This window comes from Mesorhizobium sp. P171375, assembly GCF_057786075.1.
In genome coordinates, this window is sequence record NZ_JBYNWF010000001.1 from 3,230,813 (window position 1) to 3,248,483 (window position 17,671).

A 17,671-nucleotide genomic window follows, 5' to 3' on the forward strand; every position below is an offset into this window, starting at 1 on the left:
AAACGTTAGAGCAGGGATGTTCAATTTGCGGCTGCTTTGCTCTAAGCGTCTGTGCGGGTTGGGGCGGTGCTGAAGACAATGGAAATCGACGAGCGGCAGACATCGATGGCGGCCGGCTGGTCGCGGCGCACGGGCGCTTTTGCCCTGGTGCTGTTGCTGACCGTGCTGGCCGGCCATCATTTCGAACTGGTCGAAACGCCGGCCTTCCTGTGGGTGCTGGCGATCGTCGCCCTGCTTGCCGCGTTCGCTTTGCTGTTTGCCGGCCTCGCTTTGTCCAGGTTGTGGCATTTCGGCGGCCGTGGCGGGCGCGACCTCTCGGTCGGCGCCTTGCTGGCGCTGCTGGTGCTGACGCCCTACGGCATCGCTGCCTATTGGGTGGCGACCACGCCGCCGCTCAGGGACATCTCGACCGATCTCGACAACCCGCCGGTGCTGGACACCAGCGACCGCACCAAGGACATGAACGTGCTCGCGCCGCCGACGCCGGGGGAGGCGCGCCTGCAGGCCGACGCCTATCCGCTGGTCACCGGGCACAGCTACAATCTACCGTTCGAAACCGTCGTCGACGCCGTCGAAACCGTGCTCGACCGTCGCGACTGGCAGCTTACCGCGCCGTACCCTGTGACAGACGGTCAGGACGAGGTGACGATATCGGCCGTGGCCCGGAGCTTCGTGGTCGGCCTGCCCGCCGACGTCGCGATCCGGGTGAGCAACGACGGCGACACGGTCGTCGTCGACATGCGCTCGGCCTCCCGCTACGGCCGCTACGACCTCGGCGACAACGCCGCTCGTATTGTGGAGTTTCTGGCAGAACTGGATCAGGAAGTCGCCGGCCAGGTGGGGCCGGCTCCGGCCGAGTGATACCCAGAGCATCTTGCAGCCAATCGGAATCAGGGCCGCAAGAATGCGGCTCAAGTCTGCGGACAGACTATTCCCCAGAGTCGAATTTGCCCTTTAACAAGAATGTCTCCACCGGCCCGAGCGGATTGATGATCCTGCGCTCCAGAATCTCGATAAGTTTGCGTCCGACACCGGCCATGTCCACAAAATGAACTTCAATCTTTGCCGGCAGGAAGCGTGCAAGCCGCGTGCTGTCACGCGTGACGATGTGGACGTCACGGCCAGGCTCGAGACCCCGCTTGCCGAGAGCGTGTAACGCTCCCAGAAGGCCCAGTTCGTTGGCGCATGCCAGGCCCGTCGGCGGATCTGACGACGCCAGCAGGCGATCGAACCATGCCGCGCTCGATTCCATGGTAAACATGCCATGACCGATCAGCGATTGGTCGATTGCAATACCGGCCTCGGCCATTGCCCTTCCATATCCGGAAAGACGCATGGCGCTCGCCTGGTCCTCCGGAACGAGAAGTTGCAGGGCAATGCGTCGACAGCCCTTGTCCATGAGCCGTCGGGTCGCCTCGTAGGCAATCTGCTCATTGTCGACATCGACATAAGGATACGCGGTATCCAGGTCGGTTCTTCCAAACGCCACGAACGGCATGCGTTCATCCAGCAGCAGCTTGACGCGCGGATCACCCGACACCATGCGGGTGATGATCAGTCCGTCTGAGCTGCGCGCCTGAAGCTGCCGCTGCACACTCTCGACGGGATCGTCGTCGGGCGTGGTGGAATAGATGGACAGACTATAACCCGCTTGCCGCGCCGCCAGCGTCATGCCTTCGATCAAGGGAAGCTTCAACAGATCGGACAGGTAGTCGCGTGTCTCCATCGGCAGAACTGCCGTCAGCGTCAGGGTTCGTCCGGTTTTCAGCGCGCGACCATGATGATTGGGAACATAGCCGAGCCGCTTCGCCGCCTCCTTGACCCTGGCTATGGTCGAGGGCAGCACTTCCGGCCCATCCTTCAGAGCGCGGGACACCGTGGTCACCGAAAGGGAAAGTTCCGCCGCGATCTGTTTTAGATTGGCCATATCGCCCGACTTCATTTGCGAAAGCGCCGGCTGATCTTGCTGGGCGTCGCAACGTTACCGGATTCGACCTGAGGGTCAAATTCAGGCTCGGCGAACCTGAGCGGGCCTGCCTGGCACCAGCTTGACTCTGATGTCATTTTAAGCAATCGTAACGTTACGATTAACAAAAAAGCCGTGCTTATCGGCATTTTATGAATCCGGAGGAGGAGAACCTATGTCCCGTTTACTACGCATTTCCCTGGCAGCGATCGCGGTCTCGGTTGCCTTGCCCGTCTATGCCCAGACAGTCACCATCACCACCGCGGGCGGCGACTATGGCAACGCCATAAAGGAGGCCATGTGGGCCCCCGCTGCAAAAGAGCTCGGCTTTGATGTCCGTGAGGAGACGCAAAGCGACGGCCTGGCCGCCCTGAAGATGCAGGTCACTTCGGGTGCGATCACCACCGACATCATCCACCTCGGCTCACCGGAAGGCGCGCAGGCGGCCGCACAGTCGCTGCTGGAGCCGCTCGACTACAAGATCATCGATCCCAATTCCGTGCCCGCCGGCGCGAAGTCCGACTACTGCTATCCGTTCGACTCCTATGGCACCGTCATGTCGTGGAACACCAAGACCTATGGCGAGAATCCGCCGAAGACGTGGGCGGAGTTCTGGGATGTCGCCAAATTTCCGGGCCGTCGCGCGCTGCGCGCCAATGCGCAGGACCTGATCGAGATCGCGCTGCTCTCCGATGGCGTGGCGCCGGCCGACGTCTATCCCGTGCTCAGCACGCCGGAGGGTTTGGAGCGCGCCATCAAGCGGCTTGACGCGATCAAACCGAATGTCTCGGTGTGGTGGACCTCCGGAGCGCAGTCGGCGCAATTGCTGAAAGACGGCGAGGCGGATCTGGTCGTCACCTGGAATGGGCGAGCCCAGACGGTGAAGACGGATGGCGGCGCGATCGACTATACGTTCAAGGGTTCCGTCATCGGCACGGACTGCCTTGCGGTGCCGAAGGGGGCGCCGAACAAGGAAGCTGCCATGAAGCTCATCGCGGCGATGACGCAGCCCGCACGGGTGGCGAAGCTGACCGATTTCATCGCCTATGGTCCGGTCAATCCTGCCGGCTATGAGGGTGGTCTTATCCCCAAAGATCGCCTCAAGACCCTGGCGACGGCGCCTGAAAATGCCGGCACTTCGGTGTTTTCGAACGCCGACTGGTGGGTCAAGAACGGCGAGGCCGCCCAAAAAGCCTTCGATGAGATGATGGCCCGCTGAGTCTCAGCTCTAAGGCTGAAGCACATGATGAAGTCGCTCCCGATCACCATCGACAGCGTGCGCAAGACCTATGGATCTTACGTCGCGCTGGACGATGTCTCGCTCGACATTCAGGCTGGCGAATTCCTCACGCTGCTCGGGCCCTCCGGTTCGGGCAAGACCACGCTGCTCATGGCTCTGGCCGGTTTTGTCCGGCCCGATTCCGGTAAACTCCTGTTGGATGATCGCGACATCACCCGCCTGGCCCCCAACAAGCGGGACATCGGCATAGTGTTCCAGAACTACGCCCTGTTTCCCCACATGAACGTTCTGGCAAATGTCGAGTATCCGTTGGTGCTGCGCAAGACGCCGAGAGCGGAGGCGCGTCAGCGGGCGCTTGACACCTTGGCCCGCGTGAAGCTGGAGGGTTTGGCGGAGCGCAACATTGCCGCATTGTCCGGCGGCCAGCGCCAGCGCGTAGCGCTGGCACGGGCAATCGTCTTCGAGCCACGCGTGATGCTGATGGACGAGCCGTTGTCGGCGCTCGACAAGAACCTGCGCGAGACCATGCAGTACGAGATCCGGCGTCTGCACGACGATCTGGGGATCACCACGATCTATGTGACGCATGACCAGCGCGAAGCACTGATCATGTCAGACCGGGTTGCGGTGATGAATTCCGGCCGCATTCAACAGATCGACACGCCACAGCGGATCTATGATCGTCCGTCGACCCGCTTCGTCGCGGAGTTCATGGGTGAGGCCAACATTGTGGCTCCGGGCGCGGTGCGCAGAATAGACGGCACCGATGCGTCAAGCGAAGCTGTGATGATCCGCGCAGAAAGCTTCCATCTTGATGCGAAGCTCGTTGGGCGGGACGGGGTGGCGCTTGAGGGAACGCTGCGCGCCAAGGCGTTTCGCGGCGAGAACTGGCTTTTGACGCTGGCGCTTGACGGCGGGCAAGAGATTCTTGTCTGCATTCCGGCGGCGCTGGCCAGTGGCTGCGCCGAGCTTGCCACCGGTCAGCGGGTGACCGCCTATGCACCAGCGGCGAAAGTTCACGCGATACCGGGAGCGAGAGCGTGACCGTCATCGCCGATCCTGCGCTCGCGGCAGACGCTCGACGCGAGCGGCGGTTCTTCCTCTCGCTTTCGCTGCCGGCACTTTTCATCGTTGGACTGGCGGCGATACTGCCCATCCTCTGGATCATCCGGCAATCCTTCCTGACCACGGGGGGCGAATACACCGTCGGCAATTACGAGAAGGTGCTGTCGAGCGGGCTGACATGGTCGGCGCTCGTCACAACCCTTGAGCTATCCCTGGGCACGCTGGCGATCTGCATTCTTCTCGGCACCCCCCTGGCGCTCGCCCTGGCCAGCGCCAGACCGAAGGTGGCCAATTTGCTGATGGCCTTCGTCATGCTGCCGTTGTGGACCTCCATTCTGGTGCGGACGTATGGTTGGCTCGTGCTCTTGCGGCGCGATGGCCTGATCAACGCGGCATTGACCGGTTCAGGCCTGACAGCGGAGCCATTGCCGCTGGTCTACAACTTCACAGGAACGCTCATCGGCATGGTTCACTACATGCTGCCGCTCTTCCTGCTGCCCGTTTATGCAGCGATGCGCGATATCGACGCAAACCTCATTCGCGCGTCGGCGAGCATGGGCGCTACCCTCGGGCAAGCGATCCGCACGGTCATTCTGCCGCTTTCTGCCGGCGGCATCTTCTCGGGTTCGATGATCGTCTTCATCTACACCATAGGTTTCTTCATAACGCCGGCGGTGCTTGGCGGCGGCAAGGTAAATCCGCTCTCCATCCGGATCGAGCGCACGCTATCGACCTTTCAGGATTGGGGGTCGGCGAGCGTCTTGGGTATTCTGTTGCTCGTTCTCATGGCGCTGATCGGCATGATGTTCCTGGGGGCGCGGCGACTGATGGCGCGCAACAGTGTCGGCGCGACCCATGCTTGAAGCCTATCCGGACAACAGGCTGGCCCGTATCCTTCTGTGGAGCTTCTGCGCGCTCGTAATGATTTTCCTGATGCTGCCGACGCTCGTCGTCGTCCCGCTCTCCTTTTCGGCATCCAATCTTCTCGAGTTCCCGCCGCACGCATACTCGTTGCGCTGGTACGAGACGTTCTTCGGTTCGGCGACATGGATGGCCGCGCTCAGGACGAGCCTGATCCTGGGGACATTGACGGCGACGGTCGCGGTGCCGCTGGGGCTGCTGGCCTGCATCTCGATGAACAGGCTCGGCGGAAAGGCCGCCCTGACCATTCAGGGCGTTCTGCTCACCCCGTCCATTGTGCCGGGCATCCTGCTGGCGATCGGTCTGTTCTTTGTTCTGGCGGCGCAACGTCTGGTCGGAACGCTGTTCGGCGTGCTGGTTGGACACGTGGTGCTGGCCATCCCGGTCGCGTGCATTGTGTTGCTGCCGGCACTGATCCGCTTTGACTGGAACCAGGTTCAGGCGGCGCGCAGCCTGGGCGCAAACTGGGCAAAAGCCATTGGCGGCATAATTGTCCCGCAACTCCGGATCAGTCTGTTGTCGGCCACGCTGATGGCCTTCCTGACCTCGCTCGACGAGTCAGTCATTTCGATCTTCGTCGCCAGCGGTCAAAACAGCACGCTGCCGAAGCTCATGTTCCTGTCGCTGCGCGATCAGATCGATCCAACGATTGCGGCGATCTCGACATTGTGGACCGTCGTCGTCGTGGTCGCCGTCCTGATCGTGACCCTTCGCCAAAAATCCTGACCGAGACTGGAAACATGCCTACCAATCAGCACGCAGCCGACGATCCAGCTTATCATTCAACGGACATACCCCAAGTGGGGTTGGCGATCATCACCGGGTCGGCAAACTGGGGGCTTGCCTTCCCGGAAGATGTCGAATTCGAGGGCGTGCGGACCTTGCGGCGGGACATGAGTTTTGAAACGCCTTTCGGTCGCACCGACAACTGGAAGCTGCTCGAGTTCGATGCGTCGATTACCACTGAAGGCAAAGCGAAACGTGCCTTGTGCATGTATTCGCACGGCAATCCCCGCGACCATATCGACCATTCCTGCCATCGCCGCGCGTTCTGGGTATTGATGAACGCGGGTGTACGGCAAGTGCTGTCCTGCTCGACCATCGGCGCCGTCAACAAGGCGATCAAGCCCGGCGACATGGTGGTGAATGCCGATATCATCGAACTGACGCAGACCCCGTTTTCACTGCTTCCCGGCCGCCAGAGCTTCGATTGCTCGGGCAAGCAGATTGTCTGCCCAAGATGTGCGGCAGTTCTGGTCGAAACCGCCCGCCGTCATTGGCCGGCCGAATGCCGCGTTCATGGCATCGAACAGCAGCTGGTCGCCGGCCACTGTTACGGGCCGCGGCTGACCACACCGGCCGAAGCCCTGGCGTTTCGAAACATGGGGGCGGATGTGCTCAACCATTCGATCGCCCCCGAAGCTACCTTGTCACGCGAGATCGGAGCATGTTTCGTGCCCTGCGCGTTCGTAACGGCTGGTTTCAACGATTATATGGACCGCAATCGCCAGAAATTGCTGCAGGAGGACGTGTTGCCAAACCTCTCCATGACGGCCTCGCGGGTCGCGCTGGAGACCGCGGCGCGACTTCCGGCCAATCCGGAATGCTCTTGCCATGGTCTGAAGTCGCCTCAACCGGAAGAACGTTCCAGCCGGTTTTAGCCAACCGGCGTAAAAATACCATCGATGGCCGCATCACCCTCCGTGCTGACCAGGCCGCGCGCGACCAGATCCTCGAGATGGGCTAGCACCGACAGGCCGGCGGCACCATGCAGGCGCGGGTCGGTGTCCCTGTAGATCGCCTTGACCATGTCCGGAATCGTCCGGTCACCGCCCCGAATCCGCTCCAGGATCGCCCGTTCGCGCATCTTGCGGTGAGTCTTCAGCCCGCGCATGAAGCTGCGCGGCGCGGCCACCGGGCCGCCATGGCCGGGCAGCAGCAGGCGGTCGCCGCGCGCGATCAATCTGTCGAGCGAGGCCATGTAGTCGGCCATCGCCCCGTCCGGCGGCGCCACGATCGAGGTCGCCCACGCCATCACATGGTCGGCTGGAAACAGGATGCCGGTGCCTTCGAGCGCAAATGCCGCGTGATTGGCGGCGTGGCCCGGCGTCAGCACGGTTCGGATCGCCCAGCCGTCACCCTCCATCAGCGCATCGTCGGGCAGCGCGATGTCCGGGACGAAAGCCGTGTCGACGCTGGCGTCAAGCGGGTTGGTCTCGCCGATCCGCAATGGCCGCGCCGGGCGGTGCGGGCCTTCGGCCAGCACCGGAGCACCAGTGTGCGCTTGCAGCCGCGCGGCCAGCGGAGAATGGTCGCGATGCGTGTGGCTGACGAAAATGTGGCTCACCGGCCGGTTTGCGATCACCTCGAGCAGCGTTTGGAAATGCGCATCGTCGTCCGGACCCGGGTCGATCACTGCCAGCGTGTCGCGGCCGATGACGTAGCTGTTGGTGCCGTGAAAGGTGAACGGGCCGGGGTTTTTGGCGGTGACGCGCAAGACGTCCGGCGCAACAGTGACCCCCTGGCCGTAGGCCGGATCGAAGCTGGTGTCGAATTTGAGCGCCATGGCGGTGTCGTTGAGCTCCGGTCAAGGGGACGGCAAAAGCGATTGCCGCATAGCACGGAAGCCAATATAGGAAAAAGCGAGGCCGCCATCTGCGGCAATCCGGATTGGGGAAGACTATGGCACTTGCAACGACGATGCGCCCGCTTGTTTCTCTCGCTTTGCCTCAGGAGGGTGCGCAGCGCGTGGCAACGCAGCTTTTGCTGGCGATCGCCGGAACGCTGCTTTTGACCCTGTCGGCCAAGACGAAAGTCGTGCTCGGGCCGGTCGACATTTCGATGCAGACGCTGGCCGTCCTGCTGATCGCCACCGCATTTGGCCTGCGGCTTGGCGTCGCTACCCTGCTTCTCTACATGGCCGAGGGCGCCATGGGCCTCCCGGTCTTCCAGAGCACGCCTGAAAAGGGCATCGGCATCGCCTACATGATTGGCGGCACCGGTGGTTATCTCGCCGGCTTCGTCGTCATGGCTGCCATTGTCGGCTGGGCCGCCGATCGCGGCTGGGATCGCCACCCGATCAAGCTGTTCAACGCCATGCTGGTCGCCGAAATCGTCATGATGGCCATGGGCTTTGCCTGGCTGGCCACCCTGATCGGTGTTGAAAAGTCGTGGCAGTTCGGCGTCGTGCCGTTCATCGTCGGCGACCTGATCAAGGTGGCGCTCGCCGCCAGCCTGGTGCCGGCGGTATGGTCGCTGCTGCCGAAGCAACCCTGAAATCGCTTGAACGCAAATGAGCCGGCGGGCGCGAGCCCGCCGGCTTTTTGTTGTCACGCGTCCACCAGCCGGTGGCGGGAAGCCGGCTTGCCAAATCGCCGCGCCGATTGCATCGCCAGCCTGTGGCCGGTCGGTCAACGGCTTGTGGCCGGTCGGTCAAATTACCACGAGGCGGCAGATGTAGGTCAATTCTGGTGCTGATCCACGGCCGAGTTTGAATTGACAAGCCTCCGCACGAAACCTAAGCACGGTCAACTTGATTTCGGGCGGGGGCCTGGCAATTCAAGGAGAGCTTGTTGAAAGGTATCATCCTTGCAGGAGGCAGCGGGACGCGTCTTTATCCCCTAACATTAGCGATCTCTAAGCAGATCCTGCCGATATACGACAAGCCGATGATTTTTTACCCGCTGAGCGTCTTGATGCTCGCGGGGATCCGAGAGATTCTGATCATTTCGACACCACGCGACTTGCCGATCTTTCGGGAGTTGCTGGGGGACGGTTCGGAATTCGGGCTCGAATTGTCCTATGCCGAACAGCCGCAGCCCAACGGGCTTGCCGAGGCCTTCATTATTGGCCGCGACTTCATCGGCAAGGACAATGTGTCGATGATCCTCGGCGACAACATATATTTCGGCGAGGGTCTGTCGCAGCTCTGCCGCGCTGCCGCGCAGCGGGAAAGCGGCGCGTCGGTGTTCGCCTACCATGTCGAGGATCCGCAGCGTTATGGCGTGGTGTCGTTCGACAAGCTCAGCGGCACCGCTTTGACGATCGAGGAAAAGCCGGAGAAGCCGAAGTCCAACTGGGCGGTCACCGGCCTCTATTTCTACGACAACGAGGTCGTTGACATCGCTTCGACGATCAAGCCCTCGGCGCGCGGCGAGCTCGAGATCACGGCGGTCAACAACGTCTATCTCGAGCGCGGGCAGCTGCATGTGCATCAGCTCGGCCGCGGCTATGCCTGGCTCGACACCGGCACGCATGACAGCCTGCATGAGGCCTCGTCCTTCGTGCGCACCATCGAGCATCGCCAGGGCATCAAGGTTGCCTGTCCTGAAGAAATCGCTTTCGAGCAGGGCTGGCTGACCGCCGACAAGGTGCTTGAGCGCGCCACGCGCCTGGGCAAGAATGAATACGCCGCCTATCTGCGCCGGCGTGTCACCGAGCTGACGGAGAACTAGAGTGGACGTCAGGCAGCTTGGTCTCGATGGCGTGCTGGAGATCGTGCCGAAGCGGCACGGCGATGCGCGCGGCTATTTCATCGAGACCTGGAATGCCGAGCGCTTTTTTGAAGCCGGCATCGATTTGCGTTTCGTCCAGGACAATCACTCCTATTCGGCGGCGGCAGGTGTCGTGCGGGGACTCCACTATCAGCTTCCTCCACGCGCGCAGGACAAGTTGCTGCGTGTGATCAGAGGCAAGATCCTCGACGTCGCGGTCGACATTCGCCGCAGCTCGAAAACCTTCGGAAAATGGGTCGCGCTCGAAATATCGGCCGAGAAAGGCAACCAGATCCTAGTGCCGAAGGGCTTCGCGCACGGCTTCGTCACGCTCGTGCCGGACACCGAGGTCCTGTATAAGGTCACCGACACCTATTCGCCGGTGCACGACCGATCGATCCGTTTCGACGACCCCGACATCGGCATCGATTGGCCTTCGCCAGCCGGCGGCTTCGAGCTCTCGGCCAAGGACCTCAAGGCGCCGACGCTCGCCAATGCCGAGGTGTTCGCATGACGCGCGACGGTGTGAGGAGAGCGCCATGAATTTTCTGGTGACAGGCGGTGCCGGCTTCATCGGCTCGGCGGTGTGCCGGCATTTGTGCGCCAATCCGGCCTACCATGTGACCAATCTCGACAAACTTACCTATGCCGGCAATCTCGCCTCGCTGCGCACGATCGAGAATCTGCATAACTACAAATTTGCGCAGGCCGACATCTGCGACGAGCGGGCGGTCCTCGACATCCTCCACCTCGACGAGATCGACGTCGTCATGAATCTCGCCGCCGAAAGCCATGTCGACCGCTCGATCGACGGACCCGGCGCCTTCATCGAGACCAACATCGTCGGCACCTACCGGGTGCTGAATTCGGCGCTCGAATATTGGCGCGGCCTTGGCGAGGACAGGAAAGCCCGCTTCCGCTTCCACCATGTCTCGACCGACGAGGTGTTCGGCGATCTGCCCTTCGACGGCGGCATGTTCGTCGAGGAAACGCCTTACGCGCCGTCCTCGCCCTATTCCGCCTCGAAGGCGGCGTCCGACCATCTGGTGCGGGCCTGGCACGAGACGTATGGCCTGCCGGTCGTGCTCTCCAACTGCTCGAACAATTACGGGCCATATCACTTTCCCGAAAAGCTGATCCCGCTGGTGATCCTCAACGCGCTCGACGAAAAGCCGCTGCCGGTCTACGGCGCCGGCGCCAATGTGCGCGACTGGCTGTTCGTCGAGGATCATGCCCGCGCCCTGGAACTGGTCGCCACCAAGGGTCAGCCGGGCGAGAGCTACAATGTCGGCGGCAATTCCGAACGGACCAACTTGAGCGTCGTCGAGACGATCTGCGACCTTCTCGACGCCAGAAGGCCACGCGCAGGCGGCAAACGCTATCGCGACCTGATCAGCTTCGTCACCGATCGCCCGGGTCACGACCGCCGCTACGCCATCGACGCCTCCAAGATCGGCAGGGATCTCGGCTGGGCGCCGTCGGAGAGTTTCGACAGCGGCCTGGCAAGGACGGTCGACTGGTTCCTCGACAACAAATGGTGGTGGGGGCCGATCCGCGAGCAGCGCTATGCCGGCGAGCGGCTCGGGCAAGTCCAGTCCCGCGGCCAGATTGAAGGCAGGAAGGGCGCGGCGTGAGGCTGGTTGTCACCGGACGCGACGGTCAGGTCGCCACCAGCCTGCTGGAGGCCGGGCAGGGGCGCGATGACGTTGAGGTCGTCGCGGTCGGCCGGCCGGCCCTCGACCTGGCGCAACCCGACACGGTGTTCGATGCTCTCGCAGCAGTGCGGCCCGACATCGTGGTGTCGGCTGCCGCCTACACCGCGGTCGACCAGGCCGAGGACGAGCCCGATCTTGCCCTCGCGGTAAACGCCGTCGGCGCCGGCAAGGTCGCCGAGGCGGCCGCGAAGCTCGGCGTGCCCGTCATCCATCTGTCGACCGACTATGTCTTCGACGGTTCGAAGGACGGCGCCTATGTCGAGACCGACGTCACCGCGCCGCTCGGCGTCTACGGCGCCTCCAAGCTTGCCGGCGAACTGGCGGTGGCTGCCGCCAATCCGCGCCACTTGATCCTGCGCACCGCATGGGTCTACAGCCCGTTCGGCAAGAATTTCGTCAAGACCATGCTGCGACTGGCCGGCGATCGCGACGAGGTCGCCGTCGTCTCCGACCAATGGGGAAATCCGACCTCCGCATTTGATATTGCCGATGCGATCCTGCATGCGGCGGCGATGTTGCGCGATGACGGCAGCTTCGACGGCTACGGGACCTACCATCTGGTGGGAACCGGCGAGACCAACTGGAGTGGTTTTGCCCGTCATATCCTGGAGACAAGCCAGGCGCTTGGTCGTCCTTGGGCGCGGGTTCTGGAAGTTGCCACAATGGACTACCCGACCAAGGCGCAGCGCCCGGCAAATTCGCGGCTATCGACGGCAAAATTCGCAACCACGTTCGGATGGAACGCGCCGGATTGGCGGAAGTCGACGGAAGAGGTGGTGTATCTTCTCCTGCGCGGAGGCGAAGAGCGAGTGGATCGGTGCCGGTGACCCTGCATTTCAAGAGAAGTCGAAGGCGCGCATTGGAAGAAGTGACCGCAAAGGCCGCCACGATTACTCTCGCCTTCCACAATCAAGTGCTGATGGAAAAAGGCGCCGTGAAATTCTCTAGCGATGCAAGTGCCTTCTTTGACGCGAGCGAGACAGGCTCTCGAACATGATCGAGACAACGTTCAGCGAACCACGGTGGGCTCATCCCGGTTCCAGGCCTCGGTTCTCACCTGGGCGATAGGCCAGAACGCGTCCGCTGATGTGAGGCGACAAAAAACCTTACACCGCGCTTTTGATGAACTCGTCGTACCACTTGTATTCGACTGCCAAAAGCTCACGGGCCATGATGCGATCCTCTGGCGTAAGAGTGATGCTTGTAGAGCATTTGCGTTCCTGAATCGTGTTCTCGAATTTGACACCGAGCAATTCGGATAACCTGTTCAGGAACGTGCCATAGTTCGCTGTCGTTCCGATCAGATCGAAACGGCGCCGCGACCAGTATTTCATGAAGTGGGAATAGACGGCCGTCATGTCGGGAGCGATATGCAGATATTCTATAAATGACAGTTCGCCTCTCGCGATCCATTTTCCCAGGCGGTTATAGAAATCTTTGCCATCGGGCTCGCTGATGCTTAAGTCGCGATGAAAAGTGTAGTTAGATATGCAGCGTTCGATAGGGTCGCGGACCAAGGCGATGTAGCCATAGTTTGGGCTCTCGTAGCGGTCGATTGGGAAGTGGCCGTAGATCAGATCGTATTGAGAAAAATCGACGTTCTCGCACATTCTATTTTTCTCGATGGCCATTGGGCCGGTCCATGCTTCGTAGTCCAGAAGGACGTTCAACTCGCTGTTTTGCAGATGGTGAAGCAGGGATGTCCCGCCACATTTGGGAACGTGGGGGAAGATGTAGCACCTATCCAACAGGGGAGCCTCCAGAACGGGAAAGGCCGCCTGCTTATTCCACGTTCAAAGAAATGTGAAGCCCCTGTGATCTGTGTCGGCATAGGGCCACCTGACGGCCCGGTCGGGCGGCGTTCCGACCCACTCGAGCTTTGCCGGCCCGACATGAAAATATGCAAACAGTTGAGTGGGTGTCAGAACACCGGCCCTCAGCAACAGCTCGTTTACGTGATGGACAAGGTCAATGAAATTTCGGTCAAAATTGTTCTTGGGATCGAAGTTATGACCAAATGCACGGTCTACGAACACATCGGTCAGCCCCCCGGCCGCGAGGAACTTACCTGGATAGAATCTCTGTAGCAGCAAGGGAAGGATGTCCTGGGCGCGAATGCCTTCGAAGCCTTCGCCCGAACAGTCAAAATTTATGTATGCTGGCTCGGTGCGGGTTAAAAGGTGGTTATATTTGTGGCCTTCCGGCAGAATTGCCCAAAACTTTTGCATTATCTCCAATGCCTCCGGCCAGCGCATATGTCCATTTCGGCCGATCATGTCCGAGATACAAAACACTCCGCCGGGACGTAGGGCTTGCTGGACGTTCAAAAAGACGTGCTCGAGCTCAACAATGTGATGCAAAGAATGGGAGACCATGGCTACGTCGAAAGACGCTGGTTTGGAGGTCCAAGTATTCAAATCGGTTTCCAGGCAAACTAGACAATCGGAAAGTCCGGTCGCTGCAATTGCCGAATTGGCCTGCTTGATCAGAATGGGAGATAGTTCGGTTGCGTAAATGCGGAAGCCTGTTCCGATCCGGTCGCGCAGGATTGTCGCTACCTCGATTTCAACGGAACAATCGCCGCTGCCTATGCTGAGAACCTCAACCGTTGACTTGCCCTTTGCGCGTTCAATTATCGGCAGCGCAAAAATCTCGGCAATCGAGACAGCCCCGAAAAGCTGAATAATTTGAGGGCGAAGATATTGGTTGGCCCAATAGTGGAAGATATCAGGCAACGCATGCACATTGACGCCAGCGCGGTATTGTTCGATCTGTGCAGCAATGCGTTCTTCATATGTGGTCACAAGGCACCCTCTAAAATTCCTATCTTTCGCTTCGCTCAGACTGACCACAAACGCAGTTTCCACACAAGTTTTGGAGCATGACAACAGCGCAATTGCGCTCGAATCCCCGATCGCCTATTAAGCCTATCGTTCCCGAACAACAATCAAGGTCCCATGCTGGAACTCACCCATTTCGAAACCGCCCCGACCCGCCTGCGCGGCCGCAACATCCAGGCTGGCTATCAGCGAGGTTGGGGCCTGCAATTCGGCGATCTGGTCGGCAATATCCACCGGGATCCGCTTTATGCAAGGGCTGTGCGACTGGCGCGCGACCGTAGCGTGGTTGCCGAGCAGAACCGCATGAATCTCTATCTCATCATCCGCTTCGGCTTCGCGGGGCTGGCGCCGGGGCACATCGTCGAGTTCGGGGCTTATCGCGGAGGCAACGCGCTGTTCATGGCCGCGGTCTGCAGGGAGCTTCATCCCGATATGAAAATCTTTGCTTTTGACACTTTCGAAGGCATGCCAGCCACCGATCCCAGCCGTGACGCACACCGCGCAGGTGACTTCAAGGACGCCGGTTACCACGAGCTTTCCTACATTATCGAAAGGGAAAAACTCGACAACTTGGTGCTGGTGCGCGGGCTGTTCGAAGACACTGCGGCGACGGCCCTCAAGGGGATCGGGTCAGTTCGCCTCAACCACATCGATTGCGACATTTATTCGGCAGTGAAATTCAGCTACGACGTGAGTTGCAATCATATGGTCGATGGCGGGTATTGGGTATTCGACGATTCGCTCTATTCAAGCTGTATCGGAGCAATGGAGGCCGTCGAGGAAAATCTTATCCAGCGCGATGGGCGCTTTGCCGAACAGGTTTATCCGCACCTTGTCTATCGCAATTGGGATCCAACGACTGACTGCAACTAGATAGCGATTCGCATGCTCATTTGCGCTTGCATAATTTTCCCACGGAAGCCTATTGGCGCCATGACCATCCATGCCACCCGAATGTAAGCTGGAGCCACCCTTTTGAAGGAATGCAGCAAGTCGATTGCCCGCAGACTAGCAGACTCTAGGTTTGTACGTCGATACTTTCGTGGACGTGGCGTTGACATAGGCGGCGCGCCTGATCCGCTAATCCTCTATGAAGAATTCTTTCCATTACTTGATAGTGTGAAGACATGGGACCTCGAAGACGGCGATGCGCAATTCATGGCCGGCGTTGCCGATGAAACATTCGATTTTGTTTTTTCCAGCCACTGCCTTGAACACCTCAATGATCCCTTGGAGGGCCTGCAGAATTGGCTGCGCGTCACAAAGCCGGATGGTTACGTGATCTTCGCCATTCCGGAAGAGGATCTCTATGAACAGGGGACATTTCCTTCAACCTTCAATCGCGATCACAAGAATACGTTCACGGTTCTGAAGTCGAAATCCTGGTCGCCCCGTTCTATCAACCTCATGGAATTACTGAATCGGATCGGTCCCGCCGCGGCAGTGGAAAAGATCGAGTTGCTTGACGAGACTTATCGATTCGAGTTGCCGCGTCTAGACCAGACCATGACCCCAGTCGGCGAGAGCGCCATCGAGGTAATCATTAGGAAGCGATCGCAAGCCGAAATCGATGCCGGGGCCCGCATCCGTCGCGGAGGGCAACCCGAGCGTGAGCTGCGCTTGCATTTTAATCAATATCGCGATGACCAAAAGACGCTGCGGGCTGCCAATCCGACCAATCCACCATTCCGGAATGACAGGGACATTTGACGTCGCTCGCTTCGCAGCGAGCGTAATTAATTCCACACTAACATAATGACAACCGAGTCGGCATGAATGACAGTCTGATCAAGTTTCGCGCCAAGGCGCCTCTGCGGCTCGGGCTGGCGGGTGGCGGCACCGACGTGGCGCCATATTCCGATGAATTCGGGGGAACTGTGCTCAATGCGACGATCTCTCTGTTTGCCCATTGCACCGTAGAAGAACGTCGGGACGGCAAAGTGGTGTTCGAAGCTCTGGACATGGACCTACGCTTCGAAGCAGAGGCTGTGACCCGCCTCCCGACGGACCATCCGCTTGGGCTAGTCGCGCAAGTCTACAATCGCATTGTTAGAGACCACTGCCTGGGCGAACCTTTCGGCGTGACGATCTCGACCTACGCAGACGTTCCGCCAGGGTCCGGACTGGGCTCATCTTCGACGCTCGTCGTCGCAGTCGTGACCGCGCTTGCAGAGTTCAGGCGGCTTCCCTTGGGCGAATACGAAATCGCACATCTCGCCTACGAAGTGGAACGGATGGACTTGGGCCTTGCAGGTGGCAAGCAGGACCAGTACGCGGCGACTTTCGGTGGCTTCAATCTGATGGAGTTTTATGCCCGCGATCGAGTGATCATCAACCCGCTGCGCCTACGCATGTCGGCGATCGCCGAGCTTGAGGCCTCTCTCATCCTTTTTTATTCCGGTCGATCCCGGTCGTCCGCCTTGATCATCGACGAGCAAGTGGCCAACGTGAGATCGCAGAACGAGGTATCGATCCAGGCAATGCATGCGCTGAAGGAACAGGCGCAGCGCATGAAGGAGGCTTTGCTGCTAGGCGATTTCAACGAGTTCGGCGAGCAACTCCGCAAAGGCTGGCAGTCTAAGCGGTCGATCGCGCATAACATCAGCAACAACCAGATAGATGACATCCTAACGGCGGCGGTCGACAGCGGCGCGCGCGGAGGAAAGATTTCTGGCGCCGGCGGTGGCGGCTTTGTCATGATCTCGGTTCCGCCCGAGAAGAAACCAGCTGTCCTTGCCCGCCTCAACCATTTCCCCGGCCAGATCTTTAATTGCGTCTTCACGCAGGAAGGGGCCCGCGCATGGAAGGTGCAGTGAAAGACTTCATCGAAAACGAGCTGGCCGCCACCCATGCGGCCATTTCGGCTCTCTACGCCGATGAGCAATACAGGCGGTCGCTGGTTGCGGTGGCGAGGCTGTTCATCTCAACCGTGAAGGCGGGCCGTACTCTGCTCTTTGCCGGCAACGGCGGCAGCGCCGCCGACGCGCAGCACATTGCCGGGGAGTTCGTGAGCCGTTTCCATTTCGATCGTCCCGGACTGGCGGCGATCGCGCTGACGACGGACACATCGATCCTCACCTCGATCGGTAACGACTACGGTTACGAGCGCGTCTTTGCCAGGCAGATCGAGGCCATAGGCCGAGCCGGCGACGCCTTTGTCGGCATATCCACGTCTGGGAACTCGCCTAATATTCTTGCGGCCTTCGATGCGGCAAGGAAAAAGGGCCTGACCACGGTCGGACTGACTGGAAAGACGGGCGGCAGGATGCGCGACGCTTGCCATCACGTGATGTGCGCTCCTTCCGATGTTACGCCGCGTATTCAGGAATGCCATCTGGCCACGTACCATCTCCTGTGCGCACTTGTCGAAGAGGCGATGTTTGGCAAATCGGGCCTGGCTGCGAAAGCCGCAATAGTGTGTTGAACCGGTG

20 protein-coding genes are annotated in these 17,671 nt (G+C 60.2%); 16 read left to right on the forward strand and 4 right to left on the reverse strand.

All coding sequences use genetic code 11. From position 1 onward, the window contains the following. The first annotated feature begins 78 nt into the window (after positions 1-78). On the forward strand, positions 79-861 hold the full coding sequence (locus ACYHH6_RS15475; protein WP_352585228.1) for a DUF1499 domain-containing protein: 783 nt from the start codon (positions 79-81) through the stop codon (positions 859-861). Between the two features lie 67 nt (positions 862-928). On the opposite strand, the gene ACYHH6_RS15480 is transcribed toward ACYHH6_RS15475, so the two are convergent. After that, positions 929-1,942, reverse strand: coding sequence for a LacI family DNA-binding transcriptional regulator (locus tag ACYHH6_RS15480; protein WP_352584677.1), 1,014 nt, complete (start codon positions 1,940-1,942; stop codon positions 929-931). A 199-nt stretch (positions 1,943-2,141) separates the two neighbouring features. Here ACYHH6_RS15480 and ACYHH6_RS15485 point away from each other — a divergent pair, with 199 nt between their 5' ends. The 5 genes from ACYHH6_RS15485 to ACYHH6_RS15505 all read left to right on the forward strand — a co-directional run bounded on the left by ACYHH6_RS15485 (position 2,142) and on the right by ACYHH6_RS15505 (position 6,853). Continuing rightward, entirely contained in the window at positions 2,142-3,185 is a 1,044-nt protein-coding gene (locus ACYHH6_RS15485; RefSeq protein ID WP_352584679.1) for an ABC transporter substrate-binding protein, read from the forward strand. Between the two features lie 27 nt (positions 3,186-3,212). Continuing rightward, on the forward strand, positions 3,213-4,250 hold the full coding sequence (locus ACYHH6_RS15490; protein ID WP_352585229.1) for an ABC transporter ATP-binding protein: 1,038 nt from the start codon (positions 3,213-3,215) through the stop codon (positions 4,248-4,250). Further along, positions 4,247-5,134, forward strand: coding sequence for an ABC transporter permease (locus ACYHH6_RS15495; RefSeq protein ID WP_352584681.1), 888 nt, complete (start codon positions 4,247-4,249; stop codon positions 5,132-5,134). The genes ACYHH6_RS15490 and ACYHH6_RS15495 overlap by 4 nt, the downstream gene beginning before the upstream one ends. Further along, complete coding sequence (locus tag ACYHH6_RS15500) at positions 5,127-5,918, forward strand: ABC transporter permease (protein ID WP_352584684.1); 792 nt, start codon at positions 5,127-5,129, stop codon at positions 5,916-5,918. Before ACYHH6_RS15495 ends, ACYHH6_RS15500 begins: the two co-directional genes overlap by 8 nt. A gap of 74 nt (positions 5,919-5,992) precedes the next feature. Then, positions 5,993-6,853, forward strand: a complete 861-nt coding sequence (locus ACYHH6_RS15505) for a phosphorylase family protein (protein ID WP_435053273.1) — start codon at positions 5,993-5,995, stop codon at positions 6,851-6,853. Here the strand turns inward: ACYHH6_RS15505 and ACYHH6_RS15510 are convergent. Next, the gene (locus ACYHH6_RS15510; protein WP_352584686.1) at positions 6,850-7,758 is read right to left on the reverse strand and encodes an MBL fold metallo-hydrolase; all 909 of its coding nucleotides are present in this window, start codon (positions 7,756-7,758) and stop codon (positions 6,850-6,852) included. The two genes, ACYHH6_RS15505 and ACYHH6_RS15510, sit on opposite strands and share 4 nt — an antisense overlap. Before the next feature lie 116 nt (positions 7,759-7,874). Between ACYHH6_RS15510 and ACYHH6_RS15515 the strand changes: the two genes are divergently transcribed. From ACYHH6_RS15515 to ACYHH6_RS15540, 6 genes are all read left to right on the forward strand, one after another. Further along, positions 7,875-8,468 carry a biotin transporter BioY gene (locus tag ACYHH6_RS15515; protein WP_352584688.1) on the forward strand — a complete coding sequence of 198 codons (594 nt, stop codon included), beginning with the start codon at positions 7,875-7,877 and terminating at the stop codon, positions 8,466-8,468. A 296-nt stretch (positions 8,469-8,764) separates the two neighbouring features. Continuing rightward, entirely contained in the window at positions 8,765-9,646 is an 882-nt protein-coding gene (rfbA, locus tag ACYHH6_RS15520; RefSeq protein ID WP_352584690.1) for a glucose-1-phosphate thymidylyltransferase RfbA, read from the forward strand. 1 nt (position 9,647) lies between these two features. Continuing rightward, positions 9,648-10,199 carry a dTDP-4-dehydrorhamnose 3,5-epimerase gene (gene rfbC / locus ACYHH6_RS15525; protein WP_352584692.1) on the forward strand — a complete coding sequence of 184 codons (552 nt, stop codon included), beginning with the start codon at positions 9,648-9,650 and terminating at the stop codon, positions 10,197-10,199. Between the two features lie 25 nt (positions 10,200-10,224). Next, the gene (gene rfbB / locus ACYHH6_RS15530) at positions 10,225-11,319 is read left to right on the forward strand and encodes a dTDP-glucose 4,6-dehydratase (RefSeq protein WP_352584694.1); all 1,095 of its coding nucleotides are present in this window, start codon (positions 10,225-10,227) and stop codon (positions 11,317-11,319) included. Beyond that, a complete protein-coding gene (gene rfbD / locus ACYHH6_RS15535; protein WP_352584696.1) occupies positions 11,316-12,227 on the forward strand; it encodes a dTDP-4-dehydrorhamnose reductase in 912 nt (303 codons plus the stop codon). The genes rfbB and rfbD overlap by 4 nt, the downstream gene beginning before the upstream one ends. Next, on the forward strand, positions 12,224-12,397 hold the full coding sequence (locus ACYHH6_RS15540; RefSeq protein ID WP_352584698.1) for a hypothetical protein: 174 nt from the start codon (positions 12,224-12,226) through the stop codon (positions 12,395-12,397). Before rfbD ends, ACYHH6_RS15540 begins: the two co-directional genes overlap by 4 nt. A 109-nt stretch (positions 12,398-12,506) precedes the next feature. On the opposite strand, the gene ACYHH6_RS15545 is transcribed toward ACYHH6_RS15540, so the two are convergent. Continuing rightward, entirely contained in the window at positions 12,507-13,148 is a 642-nt protein-coding gene (locus ACYHH6_RS15545) for a sulfotransferase family 2 domain-containing protein (protein WP_352584700.1), read from the reverse strand. A gap of 45 nt (positions 13,149-13,193) precedes the next feature. Next, entirely contained in the window at positions 13,194-14,204 is a 1,011-nt protein-coding gene (locus ACYHH6_RS15550) for a class I SAM-dependent methyltransferase (RefSeq protein ID WP_352584702.1), read from the reverse strand. A gap of 153 nt (positions 14,205-14,357) precedes the next feature. Here ACYHH6_RS15550 and ACYHH6_RS15555 point away from each other — a divergent pair, with 153 nt between their 5' ends. From ACYHH6_RS15555 to ACYHH6_RS15570, 4 genes are all read left to right on the forward strand, one after another. After that, positions 14,358-15,113: a TylF/MycF/NovP-related O-methyltransferase gene (locus ACYHH6_RS15555; protein WP_352584704.1), complete on the forward strand. Its 756-nt coding sequence runs from the start codon at positions 14,358-14,360 to the stop codon at positions 15,111-15,113. A 102-nt stretch (positions 15,114-15,215) separates the two neighbouring features. Then, positions 15,216-15,950 carry a class I SAM-dependent methyltransferase gene (locus ACYHH6_RS15560; protein ID WP_352584706.1) on the forward strand — a complete coding sequence of 245 codons (735 nt, stop codon included), beginning with the start codon at positions 15,216-15,218 and terminating at the stop codon, positions 15,948-15,950. Positions 15,951-16,012: 62 nt separating this feature from the next. After that, complete coding sequence (locus tag ACYHH6_RS15565) at positions 16,013-17,056, forward strand: GHMP family kinase ATP-binding protein (RefSeq protein ID WP_352584708.1); 1,044 nt, start codon at positions 16,013-16,015, stop codon at positions 17,054-17,056. After that, positions 17,041-17,664 carry a D-sedoheptulose 7-phosphate isomerase gene (locus tag ACYHH6_RS15570; RefSeq protein WP_352584710.1) on the forward strand — a complete coding sequence of 208 codons (624 nt, stop codon included), beginning with the start codon at positions 17,041-17,043 and terminating at the stop codon, positions 17,662-17,664. Before ACYHH6_RS15565 ends, ACYHH6_RS15570 begins: the two co-directional genes overlap by 16 nt. The last annotated feature ends 7 nt before the right edge of the window (positions 17,665-17,671 follow it).